At 67.9% G+C, this 15,580-nt stretch carries 13 protein-coding genes and 1 pseudogene; 5 read left to right on the top strand and 9 right to left on the bottom strand.

Annotated elements, in window-relative coordinates; all coding sequences use genetic code 11:
* Positions 1-38 precede the first annotated feature (38 nt).
* Positions 39-992 (top strand): alcohol dehydrogenase catalytic domain-containing protein, encoded by a 954-nt coding sequence (locus Q1K70_RS18745; RefSeq protein ID WP_300163006.1) that lies wholly within the window; start codon positions 39-41, stop codon positions 990-992.
* A gap of 12 nt (positions 993-1,004) precedes the next feature.
* A complete protein-coding gene (locus Q1K70_RS18740; protein WP_300163004.1) occupies positions 1,005-2,078 on the top strand; it encodes a Gfo/Idh/MocA family oxidoreductase in 1,074 nt (357 codons plus the stop codon).
* Positions 2,079-2,119: 41 nt separating this feature from the next.
* Here the strand turns inward: Q1K70_RS18740 and Q1K70_RS18735 are convergent, their stop codons facing one another.
* The 7 genes from Q1K70_RS18735 to Q1K70_RS18705 all read right to left on the bottom strand — a co-directional run bounded on the left by Q1K70_RS18735 (position 2,120) and on the right by Q1K70_RS18705 (position 11,806).
* Positions 2,120-3,808 (bottom strand): GNAT family N-acetyltransferase, encoded by a 1,689-nt coding sequence (locus tag Q1K70_RS18735; RefSeq protein ID WP_300163001.1) that lies wholly within the window; start codon positions 3,806-3,808, stop codon positions 2,120-2,122.
* The gene (locus Q1K70_RS18730; protein ID WP_300162998.1) at positions 3,765-4,160 is read right to left on the bottom strand and encodes a response regulator; all 396 of its coding nucleotides are present in this window, start codon (positions 4,158-4,160) and stop codon (positions 3,765-3,767) included. The genes Q1K70_RS18735 and Q1K70_RS18730 overlap by 44 nt, the downstream gene beginning before the upstream one ends.
* Positions 4,161-4,278: 118 nt before the next feature.
* Positions 4,279-5,931, bottom strand: a complete 1,653-nt coding sequence (locus Q1K70_RS18725; protein WP_300162995.1) for a PAS domain-containing sensor histidine kinase — start codon at positions 5,929-5,931, stop codon at positions 4,279-4,281.
* A 115-nt stretch (positions 5,932-6,046) separates the two neighbouring features.
* On the bottom strand, positions 6,047-7,891 hold the full coding sequence (locus Q1K70_RS18720; RefSeq protein WP_300162992.1) for a HAMP domain-containing sensor histidine kinase: 1,845 nt from the start codon (positions 7,889-7,891) through the stop codon (positions 6,047-6,049).
* Between the two features lie 214 nt (positions 7,892-8,105).
* Positions 8,106-9,119, bottom strand: coding sequence for a peptide-methionine (R)-S-oxide reductase MsrB (gene msrB / locus Q1K70_RS18715; RefSeq protein ID WP_300163009.1), 1,014 nt, complete (start codon positions 9,117-9,119; stop codon positions 8,106-8,108).
* A 467-nt stretch (positions 9,120-9,586) separates the two neighbouring features.
* Positions 9,587-11,002, bottom strand: a complete 1,416-nt coding sequence (locus Q1K70_RS18710) for a sigma-54 dependent transcriptional regulator (RefSeq protein ID WP_300162990.1) — start codon at positions 11,000-11,002, stop codon at positions 9,587-9,589.
* Positions 11,003-11,017: 15 nt separating this feature from the next.
* Positions 11,018-11,806 (bottom strand): response regulator, encoded by a 789-nt coding sequence (locus Q1K70_RS18705; protein ID WP_300162987.1) that lies wholly within the window; start codon positions 11,804-11,806, stop codon positions 11,018-11,020.
* 244 nt (positions 11,807-12,050) lie between these two features.
* Between Q1K70_RS18705 and Q1K70_RS18700 the strand changes: the two genes are divergently transcribed.
* The 3 genes from Q1K70_RS18700 to Q1K70_RS18690 are packed head-to-tail and all read left to right on the top strand — an operon-like array spanning position 12,051 to position 14,894.
* Positions 12,051-12,953: a hypothetical protein gene (locus Q1K70_RS18700; protein ID WP_300162984.1), complete on the top strand. Its 903-nt coding sequence runs from the start codon at positions 12,051-12,053 to the stop codon at positions 12,951-12,953.
* Positions 12,946-13,965 carry a DUF362 domain-containing protein gene (locus tag Q1K70_RS18695; protein WP_300162981.1) on the top strand — a complete coding sequence of 340 codons (1,020 nt, stop codon included), beginning with the start codon at positions 12,946-12,948 and terminating at the stop codon, positions 13,963-13,965. Before Q1K70_RS18700 ends, Q1K70_RS18695 begins: the two co-directional genes overlap by 8 nt.
* 53 nt (positions 13,966-14,018) lie before the next feature.
* Positions 14,019-14,894: a ChaN family lipoprotein gene (locus Q1K70_RS18690; RefSeq protein WP_300162978.1), complete on the top strand. Its 876-nt coding sequence runs from the start codon at positions 14,019-14,021 to the stop codon at positions 14,892-14,894.
* A 30-nt stretch (positions 14,895-14,924) separates the two neighbouring features.
* Here Q1K70_RS18690 and Q1K70_RS18685 read toward each other — a convergent pair whose 3' ends face one another.
* Positions 14,925-15,068: a DUF333 domain-containing protein gene (locus Q1K70_RS18685; protein ID WP_300162975.1), complete on the bottom strand. Its 144-nt coding sequence runs from the start codon at positions 15,066-15,068 to the stop codon at positions 14,925-14,927.
* Positions 15,069-15,214: 146 nt separating this feature from the next.
* Positions 15,215-15,580: pseudogene (locus Q1K70_RS18680) on the bottom strand (methionyl-tRNA formyltransferase); the annotation flags it as partial.

Raw genomic sequence — 15,580 nt, 5'->3', positions numbered from 1 at the left:
AAGATTACCCGGAGCCGCGATTGAGGGCTCCCGATGATGTGATAGTCCGCATCCGGGCTTCGGCCATCTGCGGCTCCGACGTGCATGGCATGGACGGCTCCACGGGCAGACGAATACCCCCGATCGTCATGGGCCACGAGGCGGCGGGAGAAATCGTGGAAACCGGCTCGGCAGTGCGGCTCTTCAAGGCGGGCGACAGGGTCACCTTCGATTCCACCGAATACTGCGGCACTTGTTTTCACTGTCGAAGGGGGGAGGTGAACCTCTGCGACAACCGGATGGTCCTGGGCGTTTCCTGCGCCGACTACCGCAGGGACGGAAGCTTCGCCGAATATCTGGCGGTGCCGGAGCGCATACTCTACGCCATGCCCGCGGCCCTCGACTTCGCCGCGGCCTCTCTGGCCGAACCCACCGCGGTGGCCGCCCACGCGGCGGCCATCACGCCCATGGCCATGGGTGATTCCACGGCGGTGATAGGCTCGGGCCTTATCGGCCTCCTCCTCATCCAAATCCTGCGGGCCCATTCCCCCGGGCTCGTCCTAGCCCTGGATACCGATCCCGAGCGCAGGGCCGCGGCCCTGGCCGCCGGCGCCAGCGTAGCACTGGACCCCGCCGATTCTGCCAGCCATGGAAGGATTCTCGAACTCACCGAAGGTCGGGGAGTGGATAGGAGCTTTGAGGCGGTGGGCTCATCAGCCCCCATCGCCACCGCCATAGCCGCCACCCGTAAGGGAGGCTCGGTGACCCTCATCGGGAACCTGAGCCCCAGGGTGGAGCTGCCCCTGCAGTCGGTGGTCACCCGGCAGATCAGCCTCTTCGGTTCCTGCGCCATGGCCGGGGAGTACCCTCTGGTCCTGAGGCTTCTGGCATCCGGCAAGATCAGGAGCGATTCGATCATCAGCGCCAAGGCACCCCTATCCGAGGGAGCCGAATGGTTCGCCCGGCTCTACGCCCGGGAAAAGGGCCTGCTCAAGGTGGTCCTGGAACCTTAAAGAGGTATCGTCATGGAAAAAACGCGCTTCGGTCTCTACGGCTACGGCAAGGTGGCCCAGCTCCACGCCAGGGCCCTGGCAACATGCGAAAACGCCCAGCTCGTGTCTGTCTGCGGAAGAGATATAAGGAAGGCCTCGGCCTTCGCCGTACAATGGGGTATTCAGGCCCGGGATTCCGCCCAGGAGATGGCCGACAGGGACAAAGCCGAAGCGGTTATCGTCACGACGCCCCATCCCCTGCACGCCCAGAGTTCCCTGGAATGTCTGCGCACGGGGCTCCATGTCCTGGTGGAAAAACCCATGGCCCTCAGGGTGGCCGACTGCGACGCCATGATCGCCGCCGCCCTCGCGGAGCGCCGCAGCCTCGGAGTCATAAGCCAACGCCGCTGGTACCCCTCGACCCGGCGGATAAAAACCGCCATCGACCAAGGACTGATAGGCAGCCCCCTCCTCGGGCAGGTGACCATCCTCGGCTGGCGCGACGAAGCCTACTACCGCTCCGACCCCTGGCGCGGCTCCTGGACCGGCGAGGGCGGCGGCGTCATCGTCAACCAGGCTCCCCACCAGTTGGACCTCCTGGCCTGGTTCATGGGTTCGGTGTCGGCGGTCCAAGGCTCCTGGATCAACGCCAACCATCCCTATATCGAGGTGGACGACTCGGCGGTGGCCACGGTGCGCTTCGCCAACGGGGGCCTCGGTTCTATTTTCGTCTCCAACTCGCAAAAACCGGGCATCCATGCCAAAGTGGCTGTGCACGGCAGCTCGGGCGCTTCGCTGGGGGTGCAGACCGACGGAGGGGCCATGTTCATCGCCGGCATGAGCGGCGTATTGGAGCCGCCCTACATCGATCTGTGGACCATCCCCGGGCAGGAAGACATGCCGGCGACCTGGAAGATCGAGGATGCCCAGTACTTTTCCCGTATCGATCCCACCTGGCATTTTTTCCAGCTCCAGGTCGAAGACTTCGCGGCGGCGATCCGCGAAGGGCGCAGGCCCGCAGTCTCCGGGGAGGAGGGTCGGGAAGCGGTGAAGATCATCGAAGGCATTTATCGTTCCCAGAAAACCGAAGCCCTGGTCAGGTACTAGAGCCCCTTCGAAAGTCGTCCCGGAGGCGAGGCTCCATTTCTCTAATTCGGATACTCCGGAAGTCCCTTCTCCGAATCCACATCCTCGGTAATCCCAGGAGGAACGATCTCGTCGGGCTCGTTTGCCTTCTTGTTTTTTTCGGCCAGCAGGGCCGCCTCGGCGATCCGCTCGGACTTCTTGTTGATTTCGTGGATTGTCTTGAATACGTACTCCCTATCCTGGCCTTCGAAATCCAGGCGAGGCATGAGACGGGAGAAAAAGCCCTGGACGAAATGCTCCATCCGGGAGACCTGGTCGATGTAGTTGGATTCGTGGTTGAGCATCATCACCGTACAGGGAAGCGGCCGGTTGTAACTGCCTATCACCCTGAAACCGAGTTTTTCGTACATGCGGATAAGCTTTGTCTCGTCGCTGAACACATCCAAGAAAATCGTGTCCACATCCCTGCCGCGGATATAGAGGTAGGCGAGCACCATGAGACTGAAGGGAACGATGGATCCCCGCTCTTCCCGGATTATCGCGAGACGATCGATCTCGGCGTAGGGTTTTCCGTCCAGATACGGAGAAATATCGAAATTTTTCTGAATCGGGATCTTACCTTCCAGGGCGCTCAAATGAAGCGTGGTGGTTCCCACAGGCTGCATGCCTTTATAGGCGAGAACATGGAAAGCGTTTTCGTCCTCGCTCCTGCGGATGGTCTCCTCGAGATAGCCTTTTTCCCCCACGAGGATTTTACGCTGAAGGTAGAACGAATCCTCGATCTGCCGCGGGTCCTTGGCGTGCAAAAAGCGTATCTTGTTCCTTTCCATATTGGCCGCCGGCAGGATGATGCGAAAGGTCGTTCCCTTTTTCTCCTTGGAGTCTATGAGAATTCTCCCGCCCAGCTTGGAGATGATGTGATGGGCGATTGAAAGGCCCAACCCCGTGCCGGCGCCCGGATCCTTGGTGGTGAAGAAGGGGTTGAACACCTTATCGAGGTTTTCCTTCTGTATGCCCAGTCCCGTATCCTGAACGGTGATTATCACATCGGCTTCCTCCTGCTTCACCCCCAGGCTCAGGGTTCCGTCGCCGTTCATCGCCTGGACGGCGTTTACGATGAGGTTCAGGAATACCTGCTGAAGCTCGGTGGAATTGGCCTGCACTTCGCTGGATTGGTCGTAATCCTTTTTCACCAACACCGATCCGAAATCGATGCCGCGCATCGCGAGCTTGAGGGAGTTTTCGAGGATGGTGACGGGCTTCACGAAATCGGTTTGGCTCTTGGTTTTTCTTGAGTACACCATGAGGTCGCGTATGACTTCCGCGGCGTTCTGCGCGTATCTGATGATATCCTGCGCGTATTCGCGCAACCTGGAATCCTCGGGCGTCTCGGGGAGCATGAGGTCGGCGGTGCCTAAAATCGCCCCCAGGGGGTTGTTGATCTCGTGCGCGATGCCCGAGGACAGCTCGCCGATGGCGGCCAGCTTCTGGGAATGGAGCAGGCGCAGGTCCATCTCGCGCAGGTCCCGCTCGCGGCTGCGGATGCGCCGGGCCAGCATCAGGGCCGAGCCGATGCAGATGGCCCCGGCCACCAGGGCCAAGGCCACGTCGATCTCCGGCGGGGTGAACAGCGTCGCCAGCACGGCCGCGCCGGCCAGCCCCGGGGCCAGCACGGTATGGGGCCAAAGCGGCGGGAAGACGAACCCGTCAGGCCTGGCGGCTTCTGGCTTCGTTGAGCTGTTTGCGTTCATGAGCCTTCTTGGCTTTTTCGAGCAGTTCCCCGAAGTCCACGGGCTTGAGCACGTAGTCGTAGGCCCCGAGCGACATGCCCTGCATGCCGGCCTCCACCGAAGCGTGGCCGGTGAGGATGATGACCTCGACCAGGGGGTGGCGTTTCTTGATCTCCCGCAGCACGGCCAGGCCGTCCATGCCCGGCATGCGCATGTCCAAGATGACGACGTCGAAGGGCTCCGCGTCGAGCCTGGCCAGGGCCTCGGGTCCGCTGGCGGCGGCCGTGACCGGGATCTGGCGGTAAGTGAACCGCTTGACCAGGGTCTCGATGAAGTCGGCCTCGTCGTCCACGGCCAGTACGCGCAGTCCCATCCGTCCCTCCCGCGGGCAAGGTGTTCGTCCCCGTCTTGCGCCGCTGTGGCGGCGTCGCTTGCAGCAAGGCCCTCGGGAAGGGAACGCCTTTCCCGCAGGGCCGCCCTTCTCCCCCGGCCTAAGGGGCGATCGGCAGCGTGATGTGGAAGGTGGTTCCCTTGCCTTCCTCGCTCGTCACATGAATATGGCCGCCGAGCTTCTCGACGATGCTGTAGCTGATGGTGAGCCCGAGCCCCGTGCCCTCGCCCACCTTCTTGGTGGTGAAGAAGGGGTCGAAGATCTTTTCCTGGGCTTCCTTGGTCATGCCCTTGCCCGTGTCGGAGATGGCGATGTCCACCTCCCCGGTGTCGGGCAGGTGGCAGGTGGCCACGGTGATGGTCCCGTTCTTGTCGATGGCGTCGATGGCGTTGTCCATGATGTTGAGAAAGACCTGCTGGAGCTGGGAGGCGTCGGATTCGATGCGGGGCAGGTCCTTCTGGTAGTCGCTTATGAAGGTGATGCCCCGGAAGCTGGCCTCATTTTCCAGGAACGACCGGGTCTGGTCGAGGAGCAGGTTGACGTCGAGGTCCTCCTGGGTGGGCTCCATGCGCCGGGCGAAGCCCAGCAGCCGATGGGTGACGTCCTTGGCCCGGCGTACGTGGAACTCGATCTTGGACACGGCGTCCTCGAATTCCTGGAAGTTGGGGCTGGCCTTGATGTCCTCTTCGCTTAAAAGGTCGCGCATCCAGCCGGCCTTTTCCATGATGATGGCCAGGGGATTGTTGACCTCGTGGGCCACGCCGGCGGCGAGCTTGCCAAGGGCCGCCATCTTGCTCGACTGGGTGAGCGAGGCGTCGAGCGCCGCCTTCTCGCGTTCGGCCCGCACCAGCGCCTTGACCGTGCCGCCCGCCACCCAGACCGCGCCGCCGACGATCAAGAGCGTTCCGCCGGCCAAAAGCAATATGAGCAGCCAGCGGGCCCGCATGATGGGCAGCATCTCTTCCCGGGGGTCGTCCTTGACCACCAGCAGCCAGTCTTTGTGGTTGAGCCAGGTCATGGCGTACAGCGACGTCTGGCCCTCGATGGCGAGGCTCTCGACCCGGGTGCCGGAAAAGCGGGGCACGTTGGGGAAGTCCAGGGTGTCGAACATGGCGTGGCCGAACCGCGGCTTGGTCTGGAGCACGTGGTCCGAGGCCAGGATGAAGGCGTCGCCGGTCTTGCCGAGATGGATGCTGCGCACCAGGGAGTCGAAGATGTCCGAGTCGATGGCCGCGCGCAGCACCCAGGTCTTGTCCCCCTCGCGCCGGCTGACGGCGATGTTGAAGTGGGGGTACTTGCGAAAGCCGAGGAACACGTCGCTGACGTGGATGCCCCGGGCCATGACCTTGTGGAACCATTCCTCGCGGCTGTAGTCGATGCCCTTGAGCTGGTAGGGGCCGACGTAGGCCGTGCAGATGCCGTTCTGGTCGATGACCTGGAGGTCCAGGAAGGACTTGCTGTGCATCTGCAGCACGCCGAAGATGTGCTCCAGGTAGGCTTCCTTGGACAGGTCCTGGTAGGATTCGGTCAGGGCCAGGTTGGAGAGTTGGGCCACCCTTTCGGACAGGTAGAGGTCGATGGTGACCTTCTTGTTCTCGACCAGGTTGCTCAGGCTCTCGTAGACCTTGTCGAGGTAGGTCTCGTAGAAGCGGTTGTAGAGACCAAGGCCCAGGCTGAAAAGCGGAATGAAGGAGAAGGCCAGGGTGATGGCGATGAGCTTGAGGCGCAGTTTGCTCAGTTCGTCCTGGATCATGCGTTTGCCTCGGTGGTTGCGGCCGGCTTGGGGCAACATAGCCCGAACCGGCGGCGATGCCTAGCGTGACGGCCCGGTAAGCGGACCTGATGCGGCATACTTTTTCCCTTCGAAATCACGTCCGTAATCCCTCTGCGACGCGACACGGGGCAGGCTCGGCCAGGGGCACGGTCACGGTCACGCGGCTGCCCCTGCCGGGCTCGCCGGCGATGCGGATGCTGCCGCCGTGGTGCTCCACCACGGCCCTGGACGCGGCCAGGCCGATGCCGAGTCCGGGCATCTTGCCGGTCAGGCTGTCGCCGAGCTGCAGGAACTTCTCGAACACCGCCTCGCGCATCTCCGAAGGAATGCCGCGGCCGGTGTCCTCCACGACGATCACGGCCATGTCGCCCTCGCGGCGGGCCCGGCAGGCCACATGGCCGGCGTCGGTGAACTTGACGGCGTTGGAAAACAGATGGCGCAGCACGTAGACCATGCGTTCCCGGTCGCAGCGCAGGGGCGGCAGGTCGGCGGGGACGTCGCGCAGGAAACGCAGCCCCTTGCTCGACATGACGCCGAGATACGGCTCTACGGCCCGGCTGATCACCTCGTCCGCGGCCACGGGCCCCATGGCCAGAGCGGCCTCGCCGGACTCCAGGGCGGCCAGTTCCAGCACGTTGTCGATGAGCCCGGTGAGCCGGCGGCCCTCGTCGAGCATGATGTCGAGGTTGTCGTGGAGCCGGGCGCACTCGGCCGCCAGGTCCGGCCGCGAGGCCGCAGCCTCGGCCAGGGGGCCCCGCTCCAGGCGTTTTTTGAGGACCTGGGCGAAACCGACCATGGAGGTCAGGGGGGTCTTGAGCTCGTGGGAGACGAGACTCAGGAAATTGGACTTCACACGGCTGAGGTCCTCGGCGCGCTGTCGGGCCTTGCGCGCCCGGCGGGCCTCCTCGGCGGCCTCGCGCTCCTTGCGGGCCAGGTCGAGGATGGTGGCCACGAGGTGCTTCTCCATGCGGCCGATGTCCTCGGCCAGGTCGCGGAACTCTCCCGAGAACGCGGCCGGGTCGAGGTCGCTCTGCTCGCCCCGGGCCACTCGGCGGGCGTGCCGTCCCAGGCGCGACAGGGGCGCGGCCACGGAGCGGAACACCCCCAGGGCGACAAGGGCCACGGCCGCCACGACCGCCGCCTGGATGGTCGTGGCGGCGATGGAGGCGCTGCGGGCGATGGAGCGGCGCTCGGTTTCGTAGTGGCGGCGAAGGGCCTCGGTCACGGGCTCCAGGGCCCGGGCCGCGGCCACGAAGGCGGCGCTCGGCGACCCGGCTTCCTCCACCCGGGCGGCATAGGCGGCAAGCGCTTCCCGGTATTCGCCGACGACTATGGTCGCGTCCTCGCCGTCCTGGGCCCGGGCCAGTTCGGCCAGTTGGCCGGCGTCGGCCTCCAGCCGGGCCAGGGCCTCGGGCACGCCCGAGGCCAGCCAGCGTTTCTCCTGGGCCCGCAGTCGGCCCAGGGCGGCGGTCACCGCGGCCGGGCCGTCCTCGAACCGGTCCAGGGACTGGGAGCGCTCCAGGAACAGGGCGGCCGGCGCGTCGAGGCCCGGGGACTCGGGGCCGCCGGTCATGGCCGTGAAGGCGTCGCCGTATTCGCCGAGCAGTTGCAGGGCGGCGTTTCTTTCGGCTTCGTTGTCCGGGTCGAGGTCGCCGATGTCGGCCAGGGAGGCGGCGGCGGCCTGCTGATGGCGGCGCACGGCGGCCAGGGAGGCGGCGTCGTGGCGCAGGAAGTAGTTCTTTTCCTGGCGGCGCATGGACAGCACTTCGAAGGTCGCGGCCACGGCCAGGCGCTCGAGCCGCAGCACGCGTTCGATGCTCCGCGATTCGAGCCGGTCCACGGCGAAGACGAGGCAGAATCCGGCAAGGATGCAGCCGAAAAGGGCAAGCAGCTTGTGCTTGACGCTCATGGCTTCGAACATTCCCCGGATTGTCGGCACGACCGTCTCCCTGCCCCGAGGGCCGATGGCGGTTGGCATCGCCTGCGACAGCCGACCGGCGGCGCGAGGCAAGGTCAGATTAGCCCATCCCCGGCCCGCGCGCCAGCAGATTGTTACACCTTTCACATGTGCGGCCGCGACAAAGGCGGGAGCCCCGGGGCGGCCGCGGCCGCCCCGGAACTTGTCTGGGAAGGGAGGGAAAAAAGGCGGGAGGTTACTCGACGTCCTTGAGGAATTCGCCGTAACCGTCGCGCGCCATGTCCTTTTGAGGCACGAAGCGCAGGGCGGCCGAGTTCATGCAGTAGCGAAGCCCCGTGGGTTTGGGGCCGTCGGGGAAGACATGGCCCAGATGCGAGTCGCCGTGGCGGCTTCGCACCTCGGTGCGCACGCTGAAGAGGCTCTTGTCCTCGCGCGTGACGATGTTGTCCGGGACGAGGGGCCGCGTGAAGCTCGGCCAGCCCGTGCCGGAATCGTACTTGTCGCGCGAACTGAAAAGCGGCTCTCCGGACACCGCGTCCACGTAGATGCCGGGTTCCTTGTTGTTCCAGTAGGCGTTCTTGTACGGCGGCTCGGTGCCCTCCTTCTGGGTGACGTCGTAGGCCAGGGGCGAGAGCTTCGCCCGCAGGGCCGCGTCGTCGGGCTTGCGGAAGTCCTGCCAGCCGGCGGCGGGCGGGGAGGCCGGGCCGTCCTGGCCCCAGGCCTTCTCCAGGAACTGGTCGCGGCCGGAGAAGCGGCGGTAGGTTTCGTACTGGAGCTTGTGGGTCTTGTAGTAGTCCTGGTGGTAGTTCTCGGCGTCGGTGAAGGTCTTGAAGGGCAGCACGGCCACGGCCAGGGGCTTGGCGAAGCGGCCCGAGGCGGCCAGGGCGGCCAGGGCCTCCTCGGCCTCCTTTTTCTGTTGGTCGTCGTGGTAGAACACCGCCGGCCGGTACTGCCTGCCGCGGTCGGCGAACTGGCCGCCGGCGTCGGTGGGGTCGATGTGGCGCAGGAATGCGTCGAGGATCTGGCGATAGTTGATGCGTTGCGGATCGTAGAAGACCTGGACCGCCTCGTAATGGCCGGTGCGGCCCGAAGACACCTGCTCGTAGTCGGGATGGGGCTCGTCGCCGCCGGTATAGCCGGAAACGACGTCCAGCACCCCGGGCAGCTTCTCCAGATCCGACTCCACGCACCAGAAGCAGCCGCCGGCCAGGGTGGCGATCTGAGCGGTCGGGGCGTGGGAAGTGGTCATGGCTTTCTCCGCTTGGGGTTCCGGTTGCGCCGCCAGGGCGGTCGCGGCCGCCGCCAGGCAGGCCGCGAAGATCGCGAGTATGCGCGTCAGTCGTCCGAGTGACTTCATTGTTTGGTTCATGGCGACCTCCCTTGGGGGGGCCGAAAAAGACGGCCGCCTCCCAGGAGTCGTCCCGTACCGCATCAAGAACCGCGCCAGCAGCGGTGTATTTTAATATATTGATATGGTGAAAGAATTTTGAATCTCCTCGCCCTGGGAGCGAGAAATTCCTGAAAAAGAGGAGTTGTTGGGCAGGAAAGGATACGGGAGATGCAGGAAAAGAGAACGCGCCTGCGGACCGGAGGCGATGCGGCGAGGTTCGCGGCAAACAAGGACGGCCGGTCAGGGCAGAGGTCGAACCTGCCGTCTCTCCTGCCGCCGTGCCCGGCACATGCGGGCGGGCCGGCCGCCCCGGCTCCACGGACGGGCTAGGCGGAGAGGCCCAGGCCGTGCTTGCGCAACAGCCCGTACAGGCGCGATTGGCTCAGGCCCGAGAGGTCCATGGCCGCGCGCACCTCCCCGCCGGCCGCGGCCACGAGGGCGGCCAGGTATTCGCGTTCCACCCGGTCGTGGGCGTCGCGCTTGTAGGCGTTCCAGTCCGGCAGGGCGGGGGGCGGCCCGGCGGACGCGGCGGGCAGGCCCGGCGACGGCGCGGCGGCCTTGCCGCGACCCCGTTCCACCCGGGAGCGCACGAAGCGCACCCGCAGGTCCCGGGGCAGGTGGGAAGGCAGCAGTTCCGACTCCAGGGGCGCGGCCGCGGCCAGGGCCTCCAGCACGTGGGCCAGCTCGCGGATGTTGCCCGGCCAGTCGTACTGGCGAAAGAGCTCCAGCAGCTCCGGGGCGAGCGTCTTGAGCGGCAACCGTCCGGCCCGGCAGATGCGGGTGAGGTGGTGCTCGGCCAGCTCCGGGATCTCCTCGGGAATCTCGCGCAGGGGCGGCAGGGCGATGGTCACGGCGCGGATGCGGTAGTACAGGTCCTCGCGGAAGGTCCCGGCCGCGACCATCGCCGCCATGTCCCGGTTGCTGGCGCACACCAGCCGGAAATCCACGGGAATCTCGCGGTTGTCGCCAAGCGGCCGGTAGGTGCGGCTTTCGAGCAGGCGCAAAAATCCCTTTTGCATCTCCAGGGACAGCTCGCTGACCTCGTCCAGAAAGAGCGTGCCGCCGTGGGCCCGGGCCAGCAGCCCCGGCTTGTCGGCCGCCGCTCCGGTGAAGGCCCCCTTGCGGTGGCCGAAAAGCTCGCTGGCCAGGAGGGATTCGGTGAGCCCGGCGCAGTCCACTACCACGCATTCGGCCGCTGACCGGGCGCTGTTTTCATGGATGGCCCGGGCGAAAAGCTCCTTGCCCGTGCCGGTCTCGCCGAAAAGCAGCACGTTGGCCAGGCTCCTGGCCGCGCGGCCCATCTGTCGCAGGGCCCGCTCCATGGTCGGCCCCGAGCCGATGATGCCCCCGCGGCGCACGGGCAGGGAGTCCTGCTTCATCTCCCGGAAGCGCAAGGCCCGCAGGCAGGCCAGGCGCAGGGCCTCCTGGCTGGCCGTCTTCTCGATGTAGTCCCAGGCGCCGCTTAAGATGGCCAGTTCCGCGCCGTCCGGGTCGCCGGCCCCGGTGACGATGACCACTTCCGGCTCGCCGGGCAGGGCCTTGAGCCTGGGCAGCAGGTCGAGGCCCGAGCCGTCGGGCAGGCGCACGTCCAGGAAGATGAGGTCGAAGTCCGCCTCGCCGGCGCGGCGGGCGGCTTCGGCCAGGTCGGCGGCCCCGGCCACGGCGTGGCCCTCGGCGGCGAGCAGCCGGGAGAGGAATTCCCGGAAGAAGCCGTCGTCGTCGATGACCAGGATGCGCGCCATGGACCGCCCGCCGCGTCAGGAGTGCCGATCGGCCAGGTAGGGGTGGGAGCGCACGGCGGCCAGGACCATGGCCAGCTCCCGGTCGGCCCGGGCGTGGCTGACCCGGCAGGATTCCACGGTGCCCGAGCCGCAGGCCTCCTGCACGGTCTTCATGGCCGCGTGCAGGCGCGTGGCCCGGATGGGCCCGGCCATGCCGGCCAGATCGTGGGCCAGGGGCGCGGCCGCGGCCACGTCGCCCCGGTTCACGGCCCGGGTCAGGGCCAGCCGCTTGGGCTCGGCCAGCTCCAGGAAGAGCGCCAGCATCTCCGTGGCGAATTCCCGCTCGCTGTCGCGGGTGAAGGCCGTCAGGTCGAATCCCGGGACGTCCGTGGCCTCGGGAGCGCCGCTGTCCCCGGCCTCGGCCAGGGCGCGGGCCAGCGCCGCCTCGATGTCCGAGCCGCTGACGGGCTTGGAGAGGTGGTCGTCCATGCCGGCCTCCAGGCAGCGGGCACGGTCGTCGCGCGAGGCGAAAGCCGTCAGGGCCACGATGGGGATGCGGGTGTCGTTGGCCGCGCCGGCCCGTCCCTCCCGGATGGCCCGGGTCAGGCTCAGGCCGTCCATGTCCGGCAACTGCACGTCCATGAACACGAGGTCGAAGGTCTCGCTGGCGAAAAGCTCGAGTGCCTGGCCGCCGTCCACGGCGGCCACGGGCTTGTGGCCCATCCTGCGCAGGGCGTGCAGCAGGTAGAGCCTGTTGATCTCGTTGTCGTCGACGACCAGGACGGACAGGGAAGGCATGCCCCTGCCCGAACCGCATGCATTCATGCAAACACCCGTATCCTCGCGCCCGACCGGCGGCCCGGCCAAGCGGCTTCAAGTCCTGACGATCGGGTTTCCCTAGCACAGAGCTCGCCGCCCTCATAGTGGAGCGGCGGCGGGTCTTTTTTTATCTATGAAAAATGGATTGCGAAGTCCAGCCGTCGCCGACACGGCGAAAAAGGAGGACACGGCATGGTTCGTGCTTTATATTTGCCGCGACGGCGCAGGCCGCCGTCGCCAAGGAGCCTCGATGGACCATGACGCCTTGAAGCCGTATTTCGCGGCGTTGCGCGAGCGGACCCGGCCGGACGGGGCCTGCGCCCTGACCCCGGACGGGGAGCCTCGCCCCGACGCCACGGCCTGGGCGGCCATGGCCCTTCACGCCGCCGGGCTGGCCCCCGAGGCCGTGGCCGCCGCCCGGGCCGCCCTGGCCCGGCTCCAAGCCGCCGACGGCCGGGTGCCGCTGCTTCCCGGCCGGCCCGAAGCGGCTTGGCCCACGGTCCTGGCCATGGCCGCCTGGCTGCCCGATCCGGCCTACGACGGCCGGGTGCGGGCCGGGGCCGCCTGGCTTTTGGGGCATCCCGGCGCGACCTGGAAAAAAGACCCCAACGGCATCTTCGGCCACGACCCGAGCATCAAGGGCTGGAACTGGATCGAGGGCACCCATTCCTGGGTGGAGCCCACGTCCCAGGCCGTGCTCGTGCTCGCGGCCCTGCCCGAGCCGCCGGCCGGCCTCGGCCCGGCCCTGGACGAGGCGGCGCGGCTGCTCCTGGACCGCCAGTTGCCGGACGGCGGCTGGAACTACGGCAACACCCGGGTGTTCCAAAACATGCTCCTGCCCATCCCCGAATGCACCGGCCACGCCCTGGCCGCCCTGGCCGGCCGGGCCGGGCGGGAGGCGGTGACGCGGAGCCTGGCCTACCTGTCCGGCCCGGACTGCGCCGCCGCCACGCCCCTTTGCGCCACCTGGCGGGCCTTCGGCCTGGGGGCCTGGGACGCGGCCGGGCCGGACATCCTGGAAAATCTGGCCGTGGCCCTTGGCAGGCAGCAGCGCTACGGACCCTACGACACGCCGCTTCTGGCCCAGCTCCTGGCCGCCGCCGCCAGCCGCGGCCGGTTCGCGGACATCGTGCGAAGGAGCGCCCATGGCTGAGCGATCCCACGCCGGCGGCGGCATGACCCGCCGGCAGACCCTGCGGCTTCTCGGCGCGGCCGCCCTGGCGGCGGCCGTCGGCACGGGCTGTCGCGAGACGGCGGGCCCGGGCCCCAAGTCTTCGGTCTTCGTGGCCAAGGCTTCCGGCTACGACGCGGACCTCGGCGACATCCTGCGCCGGGGGCTTGCGGAACTGGGGGTCAGCCGCGAGGAGCTGGCCGGCAAACGGGTGCTGCTCAAGCCCAACCTGGTCGAGCCCCATGCCGGGGCCGGCCACATCAACACCCACCCGCTGGTGGTGCGGGCGGCGGCCGAGGCCTTTCTGGCCGGGGGGGCGGCCTCGGTGCTGGTGGCCGAGGGGGCCGGGCATCGGCGCGACGCCCTGCTCGTGCTCGAGGAATCCGGGCTCGGCGAGGTGCTGGCTTCCGAAGGCCTGGCCTTTACCGACCTCAACAGCGGCCCGGTCCACCTGGCCCGCAACCTCGGCGGGGTGAGCAAGCTCGGCGATTTGTGGCTCCCCGAGGCCCTGGCCAAAGTCGACCTGGTGGTGTCCGTGGCCAAGATGAAGACTCACCACTGGGCCGGGGCCACCCTGTCCATGAAGAACCTCTTCGGCGTCATGCCCGGCGCGGTCTACGGCTGGCCCAAAAACGTCCTGCACTTCGCCGGCATCGAGCCGTCGATCCTGGACATCGCGGCCACGGTGCGCCCGGGCTTCGCCATCGTGGACGGCATCGTGGGCATGGAGGGCGACGGCCCCATCATGGGGGATCCCGTGGCTGCCGGCGTGCTGGTCATGGGGCGCTCCTGCCTGGCCGTGGACGCCTCCTGCTGCCGGGTCATGGGCATCGATCCGTCGCGGTTGGGCTATCTGCGCGGGGCGGACGGCCGCCTTGGGACCATCGACGCGGCGCGCATCGAGCAGCGCGGCGAGGCGCTGGCCGCCGTGCGCCGGGATTTCGTCCTGCTCGATTATGTGCCGGCCCAGCACGGCATCCGCCTCGCCTCCTGACGCGGGCCCGCGCGCGCCCTTGCAACGCCCGGGCAGTATGGTAGCCTGCGGCGATGCGTGGCTTTTCCTTTCTTTCCCGCCTGGGGCGCGCCGTCCTTGCGGCGGCGCTTCTCACGGCCTGCCTGTGCGCCGCCCCGTGGGCGTGTTCCTCCGGGAGCGGGCTGCGGCTCCTCGACGTCCACGACGGCACGCGGCTGTCCCTGCGCCAGGCGGCCCAGGAACTGGCCCGGTGCCAGGCGGTGGTGGTGGGCGAAAACCATGCCGACCCGGCCCATCACCGTCTGCAAGCCGCCCTGATCCGGGCCATGGTCGCGGCCGGGGCCAGGACGGCGGTGGGACTGGAGATGTTTCCGGCCTCGGCCCAGCCGCTCCTGGACGGCTACATCGCCGGCAACGTGGACGAGGCGGCCGTGGAGAAGGCGTTTTCCGCCTACTGGGGCCACGCCTGGGAGCTGTACCGGGAAGTGTTCGCGGCCTGCCGGGAGGCGGGCGTGCCGCTGGTCGGGCTCAACGTGCCCCGGGAGATCCCGCGCAAGGTGGCACGCGAAGGCTTCGAGGCCCTGACCCCCGAGGAGCGGGGGACGGTGCCCATGACCTCCTGCCGGGTGGATCGGGAATACGAGGCGTTTTTGCGGCGCGTGGCCGGGGAGCACGGCGGGGAACTCGACTTCCGGCGCTTCTGCGAGGCCCAGCTCGTCTGGGACACGGCCATGGCCGTGGCCGCCGGGGACTATCTCGCCGCCAATCCCGGCCGCACGCTGGTCATCCTGTGCGGCGCGACCCACGCCTGGAAGCCGGCCCTGCCGCACCAACTGCGCCAGATTGCCCCCGGGATCGTGCAGCGGGTGATCCTGCCCGAGACGCCCGGCCGCCTGGACCCGGCCACGGCCGGTCCCGGCGATTGCGACTACCTGGCCCTTGGCCTGTGACAGACGCCGCGACGGCGCGTCCCCCCGGCCCTACCAGGCCAGGGGATCGGTCAGACCCGAGAAGAGCCGGTAGAGCGCCCATTCGTCCACGGCCAGGCCGCCGTCGTACACGCATGTTCCGACCTGCCCCGTGCCCGTATCGCTGACCGCCAGCCTGCCCCCCAGTCCGCGCAAAAAGCGGAAGCGGGGTTGGGCAGGCCCACGAGCTGGGCCTCGGCCGCCGGGCAAGTCAAGGCGAGCAGGCCGCAAAGCGCGGCCAGAAGCAGGGCGTGCCGCATGGCGTCTCTCCTTGTCCCGTCCGGTTCGGGACCTCCGCTCGCTCAGGATTCTTGTCCGGCGGCCGGCGTCCCCTCCTGCCTGGGGAAGACGGCGAGCCTGGGGCTGCCGGGCACGGGCTGGCCCTTGCAATAGGCCTCCACTCGGTGGGGGCGGCCGTCCTGGAACTGCGGCGGCGTCATCCAGACGAAGCCGGAATGGCCGTCCCCGAAGCCGGCCGCGCACACGTCCGGGCGGAACTGGTCGGCGGCAAGGACGTAGTCGTGCCCGTCCACCACCAGCTTGACCTCCTGGCGGACATGGGCGGCGTTGGAGTCCCGGACCCAGCCGAGGACGCGGTCGGGCTGGGGCGGATCGAGATGGCCGATGACGCCGCCCGGGGCCTCCAGCACGAAGCGCATGCCGTGCAG

The organism is Solidesulfovibrio sp. (genome assembly GCF_029978005.1).
Classification (GTDB): Bacteria; Desulfobacterota; Desulfovibrionia; order Desulfovibrionales; family Desulfovibrionaceae; genus Solidesulfovibrio.
The sequence above is the reverse complement of the archived record's forward strand: the minus strand, read 5'-3'. Positions and strand labels throughout refer to the sequence as shown.